Raw genomic sequence first — 13,637 nt, 5'->3', positions numbered from 1 at the left:
TGGGCCGACGCCAATGCGTTGGTGGCCGACCGGTGATGCGCGAGAACCGCTACAGATATCGAATCCCGCGGCCATGCGCCTATTCGAGCGCGAAGGCCCCCAGAGCCTTCGCGCCGTTCGTCCCGTTCAAGTGCGATAGCAGCCAGCCGTTCAGCCGACCGAAATCTCCCACGGCTTGGCGACCTGCCAGTCGAGGTTCTTGTCGATGCCCTTGACCTCGGCGGTGGCCCAGCGCGACATCGCCTGAGCATACCAGGGGATGAAGACCCAGTCGTCGTGGAAGGCCTTCTGGGCTTCCTGGGCGAGCGCCACGCGTTGAGGGTCATCGACCGCCTTCGTCGAGCCTTCCTTCAGCAGGCTGTCGACCTTGTCGTTCTTGTAGCCGCCGAGCTTGTTCTGGGCGTTCGACGAGGTCGAGGCGATCGAGCCCTGCAGATAGGAGACGGCATCCGGCACGCGCGTCCCGACGTCGTCGCGGAAGATCTGCACCGCATTCTGGTCGGGACCGGCATAGGCGTCCTGCTGCGGCTTCATGTCGACGGCGGAAATGCCAAGGTTCTGACGCCATTGCTCGGCGATGAACTGCGCGGCCGCCTCGATTGCCGGGCCGGAAACGCCGACGAAGAGCAGCTTCGGCAGTTTCTCCGGTCCGCCGTAGCTCGACTCGGCGAGCAGCTTCTTGGCGCCTTCCGGATCGTAGGGATAAGGCTCGAAGCCGGAATTGTCGGCGCCCGGCACGGAGTTCAGGATCTGGTCCGTCTTCTTGTGCGGGCCGTCGGGGAAGGAGGCCTTCATCAGGCCGTCACGATCGACGGCGCGGATCAGCGCCTCGCGCACCTTCGGATCGTCCATCGGCTTGCGTGCCGTGTTGAACCAGAAATGCTGGCTGGTCGGGATGATCGGGCCGGAAGCGAATTCCGGTCCAAGGTCCTGGATGATCGTCGACGTGACGAGCTCGGTGTGGGCGTTGAACTCGCCGGATTTCAGCAGCGACGTCGCCGTGACGTTGTCCTCGATCGAGCTGATCTCGATGCGGGCGAGCTTGGGCTTGGGGCCGAAGAAATTCTCGTTGGGTTCGAAGGCCAGGGTGCCGGCGTCGATGTCGATCGCGGTCAGCTTGAACGGCCCGGAATAGACGGCGCCGTTGTCCGGCATGTACCAGTCGGTGATCTCCTCGCCGTCCTCGCCGCGCGACTGTTCGGCCTTGGTGATCGGCGCTATGTGGTTGGCAAGGCACATGAAGAAGATCGGATCCGCTTCGCTGAGCGTCACGACGACGGTGCCTTCGTCGGGCGTTGCGATGCCGGAAAGCTCCTTGGCGCTGCCGCCGCTCACTTCGGCGAAGCCCGCAACCTTGCTCAGCACCTGGTCGGCACGCTGGTTCTTGGTGTTCGGCATGGCCGAGACGTTCCAGGAGCCCTTGACGTCCTCGGCGGTAATCTTGCTGCCATCCGAGAAAGTTGCTTTCGGGTCGATCTTGAAGGTCCAGACCTTGTCGCCTTCGGAGGGTTCCCAGCTCGTGAAGACATAGGGGTGGATCTTGCCCTCGCTGTCGAAGTACATCGGGGACGCCCACCAGGCCGAGTTCCAGCGATAGGGAACGCCGCCGCCGCGCAGCGGCGACCAGTCCTGATTGAAGGCGGGATTGGCGACCTTCAGCACCTGGCCTTCCTGCGCCAGGACGATCCGCGCGTTCATGCCGGCGATCGTCAAGGCGACCGAAGCGCCGAGGCCGAGCTTGAGGGCGTCGCGCCGCGAGATGCCCGGCATTGCGGAGTCGACATCATTCCGTCTGGTCATTTCTTCCTCCCGTGCGTGAAATCGGGCGCCTCCGCTCTCCCCGGATGGTGCGGCGCCCTGATTGGCCTTACACTGGACGATATTGTAAATATGTCAACAAAAATTGCGCCGACGCTTGCCCGGAAAATTCGGGTCGCAGAAAATATATCGATATATCAAATAATTACAGTATCACGAAATTTTAAGTGCCGATTTTCATATTGACAACAAAGAGGATGAGGAACACAAAAAGCCGCGATGAAGCGCTCTTGGGGCGCGGCATAGGCTGATCCGAAGACCGCGTCTGAACAAGTTTGTCAGCTGATCGCGAATCCCGGTGGAGGAACAGATGAACGGAAGACATGCAGTGAGCGGCGTTTATTGCGCCGCCGCGACGCCGCTCAGGGAGAACGGCGATCCCGATCTCGCGCTCTTTGCCGATCATTGCGGCAAGCTGCTTGCCGAGGGCTGTCATGGAATTGCCCTGCTCGGCACGACGGGAGAGGCCAATTCCTTTTCGCAGGGCGAGCGCAGGTCGATCCTGGAGAGCGCCCTTTCGGCCGGCATTGCCGCGGATCGGCTGATGCCCGGTACCGGCGTTGCCGCCATGCCGGAAACGGTGGCGCTGACGAGGCATGCGCTGTCGCTGGGCGTGACCAAGGTGGTCATGCTTCCGCCCTTTTATTACAAGGGTGTCAGCGACGAGGGGATCTACGCAGCCTATTCGCAAATCCTTGAAAAGATTGCGGATAGCCGCTTGAAGGTGATCCTCTATCATATCCCGCAGGTCTCCGGCATCCCGCTGTCGATCCCCTTGGTCAAGCGGCTCGCAGCCACCTTTCCCGAGACGGTCGTCGGCATCAAGGATTCCGCCGGCGACTTTGCCAATATGCAAGCGCTGGTGGCTGAGCTTCCCGGCTTTTCCGTACTTGCCGGCGCCGATCCCTTGCTGCTGCCGCTGCTGAAGGCCGGCGGTGCCGGTTGCATTACCGCAACCTCAAATCTCGTCGGCGATTCCCTTCGGTTGATCTTCGACCATGTTTCGGATCCGGCAAAGGCGGCCGAGGTGGAAGCCGCCCAGGCCCGCATCAACGCCTACAGGACCCTGTCGAATTCCTACGTGCAGATCCCGACGATCAAGGCGATGGTCGCCTTCAAACGTAACGAGGATGCCTGGTTCCGGACGCGCGCCCCGCTGGTGCCGCTGAACGAGAGTGAGCGCGCCGATCTCGCCGCGAAATTCGCGGCGTTGGATTGAGGAGGATCGGATGACATACACCGCACTGGAGCCGAATGAGGTTCCGCCTCGGATGACGGGAGAAGTGGTCCCGAGTTCCGACCAGTCCGGCTGTCACGAGGCCTATCTGCCGTCACCCTGCGTGCAGAACCACGCCGCCAATCTGGCCTTTCTGCCGGACGGCACGCTGACATGTGTCTGGTTCGGCGGAACGATGGAGGGAATGGGCGATATTTCGGTTTACATGTCGCGCCTCGCACCCGGGGGCCGCCGCTGGACGGACCCGGAGAAGATGTCGGACGATCCGGCGAAGTCCGAGCAGAACCCGCTGATCTTCGCGGCGCCGGACGGCCGAATCTGGTTGCTCTTCACCTCGCAGACCTCCGGAAACCAGGACGGTGCAGTGGTCAAGCGCCGCATTTCGGAAGATGGTGGCAAGACCTTCGGGGCGACCGAGGTGCTTTGTGACATCCCCGGCACTTTCGTGCGCCAGCCGATCATCGTGAATGCCGCCGGCGACTGGCTGCTGCCGGTCTTCCGCTGTATCGGGGAAGCCGGCCGGCGCTGGACCGGCGACGTCGATCGTGCCGCCGTCCTGATTTCGCGGGACGAGGGCAGGACGTGGACGATGCAGGAGGTGCCGGACAGCATCGGCGCGGTCCATATGAACCTGGTTGCGGCCGATGGCGACGCCATGATCGCTTTCTATCGCAATCGTTTCGCGACCCATGTGCTTAGAAGCCAGTCGAGCGACGCGGGGCACACCTGGACGGCGCCGGAGGCGGTGGACCTGCCCAACAACAATTCGTCGATCCAGGCGATCCGCATGAAAAATGGCGCGATCGCAATGGTTTACAACCACAGCAACGCCTCGATGTCGGAGGCGCGCCGCCACTCGCTTTATGACGAGATCGAGGGCGATGGCGAGGAACTTGGCGGCGCCGCTGAAGCGGTCGCCTCGGGCCGCCCGGCCGTCTGGGGCGTGCCTCGCGCGCCGCTCAGCCTGGCGTTTTCGACGGATGACGGCCGGACTTTCCCGCGCCGCATCGACCTCGATACGGGCGACGGCTATTGCCTGAGCAACAACTCGAAGGATTCGCTCAATCGCGAATTCTCCTATCCGTCGATTGTCGAAGATGCCGAGGGCCGGCTGCATGTCGCCTACACCTATTTCCGGCGGGCGATCAAATATGTCCGGCTGGATCCGAGCTGGCTCGAAAGTGCCGGGTGAATCGGCGGTCCGCTACCGGCTGCTGCCCGGAATTGACAAGTGGAGCACTGTTGTCACATCCACTGGATTACGGCCGCCAATCGCCGGCGCGTGGGCGGCCGCTTCGGCATGCGTGTAATAATTCCGATTATTTACAAAGTGATAGCCGTAGGGCCTCCAGCGATTTCCTCTGCCGCAGCGAAGTAGCAAACCGCATCTTGCGGACAAAAGAGTAGTCACCGCTCTTGCCATTCGACGGTATAAAGTATAACAACTTTACATCTTAGTGCGCTTCACTGCGCCGGGTTCGAGGAGGATCGATCGGATGAGCAATCTGGATAGGCCCATTTCCATGGTGAGGCCGGGCCTGATCGAGTTCGGCACCGGTGTGGCGGAAAGACTCGGCACATGGGCCGAAAGCAAGGGTTTCCGCCGCGTCCTGGTGATTTCCGACGCATTCAACGCCAGCCGCACCGACGTTCTCGGTCTTACTGGCGAGGTGACCGTCTATGGCGACGTCAAGGCCGAGCCGGATACCGGCGATCTCGACTGCGTGCTTTCTGCCGCGGAAGGCGCCAGGGCCGATCTCATCGTCGGCTTCGGCGGCGGCAGCGCCATGGATCTCGCCAAGCTCGTGGCGGTTCTGTCCGGCTCGTCGCAACGGCTTGCCGATGTCGTCGGCGCCGGCAAGGTCGCCGGGCCGCGTGAAATCGCGCTGGCCCAGGTGCCGACCACGTCCGGAACCGGCAGCGAAGCGGGCATCCGCGCCCTCGTCACCGACCCGGAGACGAAGGCCAAGCTTGCTGTCGAAAGCATCCACATGCTCGCCGATATCGCCGTCATCGATCCGGCGCTTACCTTCACGGTGCCGCCCAAGGTGACCGCGGCGACGGGGGTGGATGCCATGGCCCACTGCGTCGAGGCTTTCACCAACCGCAAGGCCCACCCTGCTGTCGATATTTATGCAATCGAAGGCGTGCGGCTTGTCGGCCGTTATCTGGCGCGTGCCGTCCACGACGGCAAAGATGCCGAGGCCCGTGCCGGGCTGTCGCTTGCCTCGCTTTATGGCGGTTACTGCCTCGGGCCGGTGAATACCGCCGGCGGCCACGCGCTTGCCTATCCGCTCGGCACGCGTTGGCACGTCGCCCACGGAGCGGCGAATGCGCTGATCTTCCCGCATGTGCTCGCCTTCAACACGCCGGCCGTGCCCGAAAAGACGAGCGCGGTGCTCGAGGCGCTGGGCCTGTCGGCCTCGCAGGAGATCAAATCCGTCTTTGACGCGGCACACGAATTCTGCGCCTCGCTCGGCATTGAAATGAAGCTCCGCCAGCTCGGCGTCCTCGCCAACGACCTTGGAACGATGGCCGACGATGCCTTCGCCATCCGGCGATTGCTCGACAACAATCCGCGCGATCTGTCGCGCGCCGATATTCTCGCAATCTACGAGGCCGCCTTCTAGGCGGGCCCCAGGGAGAAAAACCATGGGCAAGGACACCCGCGTCGCTATCACACTCGGCGATCCGGCCGGCGTCGGGCCGGAGGTGATCGTCAAGGCGCTGGCGAGCCTGCCGCGCAAAGAACTCGCGAGCTTCACCGTCGTCGGCAATATCGAGGCACTGGAGCGGGCCAAGCAAGCGACATCCGCGGCCGTCGATTTCGCGATGCGTCCGACCGATGGAGCCGTTCTGGTCGAGGAGGTGCCGATCGACGCCGCCTTGCCGGAGATCGGCAAGGTGAGCGCCACGGCCGGCGAAGCCTCGGTGCGCTATATCCGCCGCGCCGTCGAGATGGCAATCGCGGGGGAGGCCGATTGCATCGTCACCGCGCCGATCAACAAGGAGGCGATGAACCTCGCCGGCCATCATTTCGACGGCCACACCGGTCTCCTGGCGCACCTCACCGGCTCGAAGAGCTCGTTCATGCTGCTGGCCTCGGAGCGGCTCAACACGATCCACGTCTCGACCCATGTGTCGCTGCGTGGCGCCATCGAGCGCGCGACGGTCGAGCGGGTGCTGGCGACGATCGAGGCAGGCCACAATCATTTCATGCGGCTCGGCATGAAGCCGCGCATCGCCGTCGCCGGTCTCAACCCGCATTGCGGCGAGAACGGCCTTTTCGGCGACGAGGACACCCGCTTCCTGGCGCCCGCCGTCGAACTGGCGAAGGCCAAGGGCATCGACGTGACCGGGCCGATCTCGGCCGATACGGTTTTTGCGCGCGCCTATAACGGTGCCTTCGATCTTGTCGTGGCGCAGTACCATGACCAGGGCCATATCCCGATCAAGCTGGTCGCCTTCGATACGGCGGTGAACGTCTCGCTGGGACTGCCGATCGACCGCGTCTCCGTCGATCATGGGACGGCCTTCGACATCGCCGGGACCGGCAAGGCCAACCACGTCAACATGCTTTCGGCGATCGCCTATGCGCGGTTGGTGGCGGGCTCACCCAGGCGGCCGACGACGCAATAGACGGTTCCAGGGGAGGTCAGCCGCCGATATTCGGCGCATATTCGGAACCGTCCACGGTCGACGGCCGCCCCTCGAGAAGCAACTCGCTCACCCGGGGCGGCGTGCGGGCGATGACCTTGCCGCGGCGGATCACGGCAAGCCGGTTCGGTTTCAGGCGCAAGGCTTCCAGCGGATCGCGCGCCTGGAGGATGACGAGGTCGGCGTTGCAGCCCTTCTCGAGCCCATAGCCCGCAAGGCCCATTGTCTTCGCCGAATTGACGGTCAGCGCGTCGAAGACCTTTCTCTTGTCCTCGATGCCGGCCATTTGTGCGACGTGGATCGCCATGTGCCCGACCTCCAGCATGTCGCCCGAGCCCATCGAGTACCAAGGGTCCATCACGCAGTCGTGGCCGAAGGACACGTTGAGACCGGCCTCCATCAGCTCGCGCACGCGCGTCAGGCCGCGGCGCTTCGGATAGCTGTCGTGCCGGCCCTGCAGCATGATGTTGATCAGCGGATTGGGAATGACGTTGATCTCGGCCTCCGCCATCAGCGGAATGAGCTTCGAAACATAGTAGTTGTCCATGGAATGCATCGAGGTGAGATGCGATCCCGCAACCCGCCCCTGTAGGCCGAAGCGGACCGTCTGCGCGGCAAGTGTTTCGATATGCCGCGACATCGGGTCGTCGGTCTCGTCGCAATGCATGTCGACCGGCAGTCCGCGCTCGGCCGCGATCCGGCAGAGCGCTTCCACTGACGCCGCGCCGTCGCTCATGGTGCGCTCGAAATGCGGAATGCCGCCGACAATGTCGACGCCCATGTCGAGCGCCCGGTTCAGGGCGTCGACGGCGCCCGGCGAGCGGTAGTAGCCATCCTGCGGGAAGGCGACGAGCTGCAGGTCGATATAGGGAGCGACCCGGTCGCGGACCTCGAGCAGCGCCTCCGCAGTCACCAGCCGCGGATCGCTCGTGTCGACATGGCTGCGGATATAGAGCAGCCCCTGCGAGACCGCGAGGTCGCAATAGCGCAGCGCCCTTTCGACCAGCGCCTCGCGCGTCAAGGTCGGACGCAGTTCGCCCCAAAGCGCGATGCCCTCGAGCAACGTGCCGGAGCGATTCATCCGCGGCAGCCCGAGCGACAGCGTCGCATCCATGTGAAAATGCGGATCGACGAAAGGTGGCGAGACGAGCCGCCCGGTCGCGTCGATCTCCTCCTGCGCCGATGCTTCGATCTTCGCGTCTACCGCGGCGATCCTGTCGCCCGTGATGCCAATATCGATGCCTACTCGGCCGTCAGGGAGGTTTGCGTCTCGAATGATCAGGTCGAACATGGCGGCTCCAGCGGATGAGATGACTTGCAAGGGCGTTGACGCGAGCCGGCGGCACTCCGATCACCCCGTGCAACGATGCTAGCGGAGAGTGCCACAGGCGAAACAGGGTTGGGAGTTCTTCGACGTCAAATATTCGGGTTGCGGAGATGAAGTCTGGCAGCAAGCGCCCGCTTGCCTGCGTTGATCCTTATCGGCAGCAAGTGTCTTCAATTCTCCTCTACCGAAATACCCTGCTCACCGATGTTGATCTCGACGCCGGGCTTGTTCTCTTCGCGATAAACATAGATGCCCAGTCCGATTGCAACCACGGCAAGAACGGCGATGACGAGATAGAGGCCATTCCGGTTCATCCACTGCGGTCCCTTCAAGAAATTGGCGCGCCGCCCATGTCTGTAGCTAGGAGCGCCTGAGAGAAAGGCAACGGAGCAATTCAAAGTGCAACAGCGATGCGCGTCTGAAAAGACGCGCGGCGCTGTAGTGTACGGAAGAGTTGAGCAGCTCAATCAGCGTTGCGATTGGCGGGCTTGTTGCTGAAGTGGGCGTTGCCGAGGCCCGTGCCGATCGTCAGTATTCCCCAGCCTGAAACGTCCTGCATGAAGGGGATTTGCGAGAGCCCCTGAACGACGGCGTCATTGTGCATGATGACGAAGGTCTCCGCGTCGCCGATTTGTGGAATGGCTTTCTTGAGGGCGACGGGCAGGTTGAAATGCTCGCTCTCCCAATTGCCGCCCGGCAAATTCTGGCCGCCGCGAAGGATCGAGCCGTCGGCGTTGATGGCGCCAGGACAGGCCACCCCGATCACCGGAGCCGGTGCGAGGCCGGCCTTGTCCGCCTTGGCGATCAGCTTTTCGATCATCGTCACGAGACGCTCGATGGTAGCGCTCCGCTTGGGCTTGTCGTCCGCATGTCGCCAGATATCCGACTTCCAGACCCTGGCCTTCGAGAGGTCCGTGCCTTCCTTCAGGTGCAGCTCGACGATGCCGACGCGAACATTTGTGCCGCCGATATCGATGGCAAGCATTGCCTTGTGCCCCTTCAGCATCCAGGCGGGCATAAGGTGGGCGGCGCCGATAAGCCCGGCGTCATCCGGATGGTGGACAATGGGAGCGAGTTCTATCTTGAGACCCTCGGCCTTCAAAAGCACCATCGCGCGGGCGATCGTGAGTTCGCCCACGGCGCTTCCCCTGAAGCCGCCGCCGATCACGACGCGCTCGGTATCCTTCCAGCTTTTCTGCTCAAGGAATTTGTCGAGAACGCCGGCGAGCTCGCCGGCAAATTCGTCGACCGCTCCCATCACCAGGGCGGCCGCTTCCTTGTCGTCGCCGCGCAGGAAGGCGTCGATCTGCTTTTTCGACAGGTCCCCGGTCGGCGTCTTCCCAAGCGGGTCTTCGCCCCCCTTGCGCACGCGCTTGCGCCAGGCGTCGAGCTTTTCCTGAAAGGCAAATTTGTTGGCCTTGTCGCCGAGGAAACCATCGCCGGCCCGAAGTCCTATATTGTAGCCGTCGACCGTGACCGACGGCAGATCGTCTGCACCGTGGATGAGCGGAGCGCCGTTTGACTTCTCGTTCGCGGATCTGCCCACGTGACCTCCTTGAGACGCCTCGCCTATCCGATGGCGACGCGAGTCCTAAAACGTCAGGGGCAGGGCGATGTTCCCGGGCTGCTCCAACCTGCGGGGCAAATCAAATATTCTCCGGCGTGTAGATGTCGAAGGGCAGGATGGTCTGTCCGGGGACGCCGGCGGTGCCCCGGTCGATGGCGCCGATCATCAGGTTGATGGTTTCTCGCGCCAGCGTCTGGATGGGCGTGGCGACGGCCATGATCACCGCTTCGTCGGCAAGGGCGGCGTGCGACTCCGGCGTCAGCTCGTTGACGACGACGAGCAGCTTGCCCACCAGGCCTTCCTCGCGGATCGCCGAAATCGCCCCCTCCATGCCGCCGCCGCAGACATAGAAGCCGAGAAGGTCGGGGTGTCGCTTCAGGAGGTCGAGTGTCGCCTCATGGGTGATTTCGGCGGTGTCGAGGTTGACCATCGTGTCGAGCACCTCGAACTCGGGTGCCTTCTCACGGAAATAGGAGCGAAAGGCGATCTCGCGCAGTTCATGGCCGAGGAAGCGGTGGCTGCCGATGAAGGCAGCAACCTTGCCCGGTCGCTTCGCCGCCCGGGCGATCATCCAGGCGGCGGTTCGTCCGACCTTTTGATTGTTCAGGCCGATATAGCCTTCGCGTACGCCGGACGCGAAATCCGAAAGCAGCGAGAAAGTCGGGATGTTGCGCTGCTTCAGTTCCTCGACCGCGGCGGTTACGGCCGGGTAGTCGGGGGCGACAAAGGCGATTGCCTGGTTGCGCGCCGCCATTGCCTTGAGTTTCTCGGTGATCCCCGCCGGCGTCGAATTGGCAACGAAGTCGATCTGCGGGGTGATGCGGACATTGGTCAGCGACAGGGCCGCGTTCTCCATCTCCTTGGCGACCGCCTGATAGAAGGCCTGCTGCGGCTTTTGCAAGAGAAAGCCGAGACGGTACTGCGGCAGATCCTCGAAAACGCGCTGCCGCAACAGGCCGACGGCGTGATAGCCGATCGCCTTTGCCGCATCATAGACGCGTCGCGCCGTCTCCTCGCGCACCGGGTGGCGGCCGTTCAGCACGCGGTCCACCGTCGCCACGCTCACGCCCGCGGCGCGCGCCAGATCCGCGATTGTCGGTCTGCTACTCATCTCAGCGCCTCCCTGACAGCATTACCTCATAGATGAGGGCGTCGTTCTGATATGTTTTGAGAGAATATATCATGGATGCATTGAGAGCTGGCAAAAGTCAACTTATTCTCCCCGCATCAGATGGGAGGCGCACTCGGGAGCGCGCTTCGGGAGGCAGGGATGACGACGGTTCCGACGAAACGAGATTACAGTCTGCTGGGCCGCGATGCGCAGGCCGCGGTGGCCAATGGCCTTGCCGCGGCCGAGTGGTATCACACCGCAATACCGCGCAAGCAGATGAAGGAACTGATGAAGCGCGAGGATGGTCCGGCGATCCGCGACACCGTCATCTGGCTGGGCAGCATGGTCCTTCTCGGCGGGCTTGGCATCTATTTCTGGGGCACCTGGTTCGCCGTGCCGTTTTTCCTCGCCTATGGCGTCCTTCACGGCTCGGCCTCCGACAGCCGCTGGCATGAATGCGGCCACGGCACGGCCTTCAAGACGATGTGGATGAACGACGCCGTCTACCAGATCGCCTGCTTCATGATCATGCGCAATCCGGTGACCTGGCGCTGGAGCCATACGCGTCATCACACCGACACGGTCATCGTCGGCCGCGACCCGGAGATCGCCGTCATGCGGCCGCCGGATCTCATCCGCCTCGTCCTCAACTTCTTCGGCACCATCGATGTCTGGCATGCGCTCATCGACATGGTGCGAAATGCATTCGGCGTCATCAGCGCGGCGGAAAAGACGTTCATCCCGGAAATGGAGCGGCCGAAGGCGATCCTCGTCGCCCGCATCTGGCTCGCCATCTATGTCGTGACGATTGGTCTCTCGGTCTATCTCGGCTCTGTCCTGCCCCTGATGCTGATCGGCCTGCCGCGGCTTTACGGCGCCTGGCATCACGTGATGACCGGGCTGCTCCAGCACGGAGGCCTTGCCGACAACGTCATCGATCACCGGCTGAACAGTCGCACGGTCCACATGAACCCGGTGAGCCGATTCATCTACTGGAACATGAACTACCACGTCGAGCACCACATGTTCCCGATGGTGCCCTATCATGCGCTGCCGAAGCTGCACGCGATGATCAAGCACGACCTGCCGGCGGCCAATCCGTCGATCCTCGATGGCTATCGCGAGATGATCCCGGCCTTTCTCCGGCAATTGCGCAACGAGGATTATTTCCTGAAGCGTGAACTGCCGCAGACGGCGAAGCCCTATCGCGAAGAGTTCCACAGCGAGCCGGTCGCCGCCGAGTAAGCGCGCGAAAGAGCCGGCAATCAACACAGCATTGAATGGAGGAAACCATGAGCTCGAACTGGGTCGAGGTCTGCGCGGCCGACGATATCGACGAGGAAGACGTCATACGCTTCGATCACGAAGGTCGCACCTTCGCCGTCTATCGCAGTCCGGATGACGAATATTTCGCCACCGACGGGCTCTGCACCCATGAGCATATCCACCTCGCCGACGGACTGGTGATGGACGACATCATCGAATGTCCGAAGCACAACGGCCGCTTCAATTACAAGACCGGCCAGGCCAAGGGGGCGCCGGTCTGCGTCAACTTGAAGACCTATCCGGTCAAGGTCGAGGCCGGCAGCGTCTTCATTGCGATTTCCTGAGGACGCCGCCTGGGACACGGGCGCGGGGGGGGGAGGAGACCATGAGCCATATCGTTATCGTCGGCGCCGGCGAATGCGGCGCAAGGGCGGCCTTTGCCCTCAGGGAAAAGGGTTTCGAAGGCGAAATCACCCTGATCGGCGCCGAGCCGCATCTTCCCTACGAGCGGCCGCCGCTTTCGAAAAGCGGGCTCGCCGGCGCCGAGCCGCCGAAATATGTGGCCGGCCCCGAGCGCTATGAGGAGGCCGGAATTACCTTGCTGACAGGCGCTTCGGTCGAGGCGATCGATCGCCCGCGCAAGGCCGTGCAACTCGCCGACGGTCGTACGATCGATTACGATCGACTGCTGCTTGCGACCGGCGCCCGGCCGCGCGTCCTTCAGGGCGTGCCCGACAATGCCGAGCGCATCCGGATGCTCCGCACCCACGCCGACGCCTTGGCGATCCGTGGCGCGCTTGCGCCCGGCCGAAAGCTCGCCATCATCGGCGGCGGCTTCATCGGGCTCGAACTTGCTGCGACCGCCCGCAAGCTCGGCGCCGAGGTCGTGCTGATCGAGGGATTGCCGCGCGTCCTTTGCCGCGGCGTACCGGAGGAGATCGCGGCAGTCGTTGCCGAGCGGCACCGGCAGGAAGGAGTCGAGATCGTTTGCGATGCGCGCATAGCGGCGCTCGAGGCGGGCGACAATGGGGCACGGATCCTCTTCGCCGATGGTGCCAGCCGGCTCGCCGATCTCATCATCGTCGGCATCGGCGCTGTTCCGAATACCGAGCTTGCGGAAGCCGCCGGGCTCCTCGTCGAAAACGGCATCGCCGTCGACGAGACGCTCCGAACCTCGGACCCCGACATCTATGCGGCGGGCGACTGCTGCTCCTTTCCGCTCTCGCACTATGGCGGCCGGCGGGTGCGGCTCGAAGCCTGGCGCAACGCGCAGGAGCAGGGAACGCTCGCTGCGGCCAACCTGTTGGGCGTGGCGGAGCCTGTCGCAAGCGTGCCGTGGTTCTGGTCGGATCAATACGAGCTAACCCTGCAGATTGCTGGCCTCGCCGATGGGGCTGCGACGACCGTCCGGCGCGATCTTACGGATGGCGCCTTCATTCTCTTTCATCTCGACGGTGAGGGCCGGCTGGTTGCCGCGAGCGGCATCGGGCCGGGCAATGCGGTCGCCCGCGACATTCGCCTTGCCGAAATGCTGATCGCCGCCGGCAGCCGACCTGATCCGACGGCGCTTTCCTCGCCCGAAACCAAGCTCAAGAAGCTGCTGGCGGCCTGAAGGCTGCCGCAGTTCGCCTTTTCACCATTCATCCGGAGATTT

12 protein-coding genes are annotated in these 13,637 nt (G+C 63.2%); 7 read left to right on the top strand and 5 right to left on the bottom strand.

Annotation, left to right across the window (positions count from 1 at the left end):
- Window positions 1-150: 150 nt before the first annotated feature.
- Window positions 151-1,800, bottom strand: a complete 1,650-nt coding sequence (locus NGR_RS08265) for an ABC transporter substrate-binding protein (protein ID WP_015887796.1) — start codon at window positions 1,798-1,800, stop codon at window positions 151-153.
- Window positions 1,801-2,128: 328 nt separating this feature from the next.
- Between NGR_RS08265 and NGR_RS08260 the strand changes: the two genes are divergently transcribed.
- From NGR_RS08260 to pdxA, 4 genes are all read left to right on the top strand, one after another.
- The gene (locus tag NGR_RS08260; RefSeq protein ID WP_015887795.1) at window positions 2,129-3,037 is read left to right on the top strand and encodes a dihydrodipicolinate synthase family protein; all 909 of its coding nucleotides are present in this window, start codon (window positions 2,129-2,131) and stop codon (window positions 3,035-3,037) included.
- Window positions 3,038-3,047: 10 nt separating this feature from the next.
- Window positions 3,048-4,247, top strand: coding sequence for a sialidase family protein (locus NGR_RS08255; protein WP_032490832.1), 1,200 nt, complete (start codon window positions 3,048-3,050; stop codon window positions 4,245-4,247).
- Between the two features lie 304 nt (window positions 4,248-4,551).
- Window positions 4,552-5,685 carry an iron-containing alcohol dehydrogenase gene (locus NGR_RS08250; protein ID WP_015887793.1) on the top strand — a complete coding sequence of 378 codons (1,134 nt, stop codon included), beginning with the start codon at window positions 4,552-4,554 and terminating at the stop codon, window positions 5,683-5,685.
- A 22-nt stretch (window positions 5,686-5,707) separates the two neighbouring features.
- Window positions 5,708-6,694 (top strand): 4-hydroxythreonine-4-phosphate dehydrogenase PdxA, encoded by a 987-nt coding sequence (pdxA, locus tag NGR_RS08245; protein WP_015887792.1) that lies wholly within the window; start codon window positions 5,708-5,710, stop codon window positions 6,692-6,694.
- 16 nt (window positions 6,695-6,710) lie between these two features.
- On the opposite strand, the gene NGR_RS08240 is transcribed toward pdxA, so the two are convergent.
- The 4 genes from NGR_RS08240 to NGR_RS08230 all read right to left on the bottom strand — a co-directional run bounded on the left by NGR_RS08240 (window position 6,711) and on the right by NGR_RS08230 (window position 10,717).
- On the bottom strand, window positions 6,711-8,003 hold the full coding sequence (locus tag NGR_RS08240) for an amidohydrolase family protein (RefSeq protein WP_015887791.1): 1,293 nt from the start codon (window positions 8,001-8,003) through the stop codon (window positions 6,711-6,713).
- A 206-nt stretch (window positions 8,004-8,209) separates the two neighbouring features.
- Window positions 8,210-8,353: a hypothetical protein gene (locus NGR_RS32265; RefSeq protein WP_015887790.1), complete on the bottom strand. Its 144-nt coding sequence runs from the start codon at window positions 8,351-8,353 to the stop codon at window positions 8,210-8,212.
- Window positions 8,354-8,502: 149 nt separating this feature from the next.
- A complete protein-coding gene (locus tag NGR_RS08235; RefSeq protein ID WP_015887789.1) occupies window positions 8,503-9,585 on the bottom strand; it encodes an ROK family protein in 1,083 nt (360 codons plus the stop codon).
- 100 nt (window positions 9,586-9,685) lie between these two features.
- Window positions 9,686-10,717 (bottom strand): LacI family DNA-binding transcriptional regulator, encoded by a 1,032-nt coding sequence (locus tag NGR_RS08230; protein WP_015887788.1) that lies wholly within the window; start codon window positions 10,715-10,717, stop codon window positions 9,686-9,688.
- Window positions 10,718-10,876: 159 nt separating this feature from the next.
- On the opposite strand from NGR_RS08230, the gene NGR_RS08225 reads away from it, so the two are divergent.
- From NGR_RS08225 to NGR_RS08215, 3 genes are read left to right on the top strand one after another with little or no spacing between them, the layout of a single operon-like run.
- Complete coding sequence (locus NGR_RS08225) at window positions 10,877-11,962, top strand: fatty acid desaturase family protein (protein WP_015887787.1); 1,086 nt, start codon at window positions 10,877-10,879, stop codon at window positions 11,960-11,962.
- Between the two features lie 47 nt (window positions 11,963-12,009).
- A complete protein-coding gene (locus tag NGR_RS08220; protein ID WP_015887786.1) occupies window positions 12,010-12,327 on the top strand; it encodes a MocE family 2Fe-2S type ferredoxin in 318 nt (105 codons plus the stop codon).
- Between the two features lie 41 nt (window positions 12,328-12,368).
- Window positions 12,369-13,595, top strand: a complete 1,227-nt coding sequence (locus NGR_RS08215) for an NAD(P)/FAD-dependent oxidoreductase (RefSeq protein ID WP_015887785.1) — start codon at window positions 12,369-12,371, stop codon at window positions 13,593-13,595.
- The last annotated feature ends 42 nt before the right edge of the window (window positions 13,596-13,637 follow it).

The organism is Sinorhizobium fredii NGR234, from assembly GCF_000018545.1.
In the GTDB taxonomy this organism is placed as follows: Bacteria; Pseudomonadota; Alphaproteobacteria; order Rhizobiales; family Rhizobiaceae; genus Sinorhizobium; species Sinorhizobium fredii_A.
The sequence above is the reverse complement of the archived record's forward strand: the minus strand, read 5'-3'. Positions and strand labels throughout refer to the sequence as shown.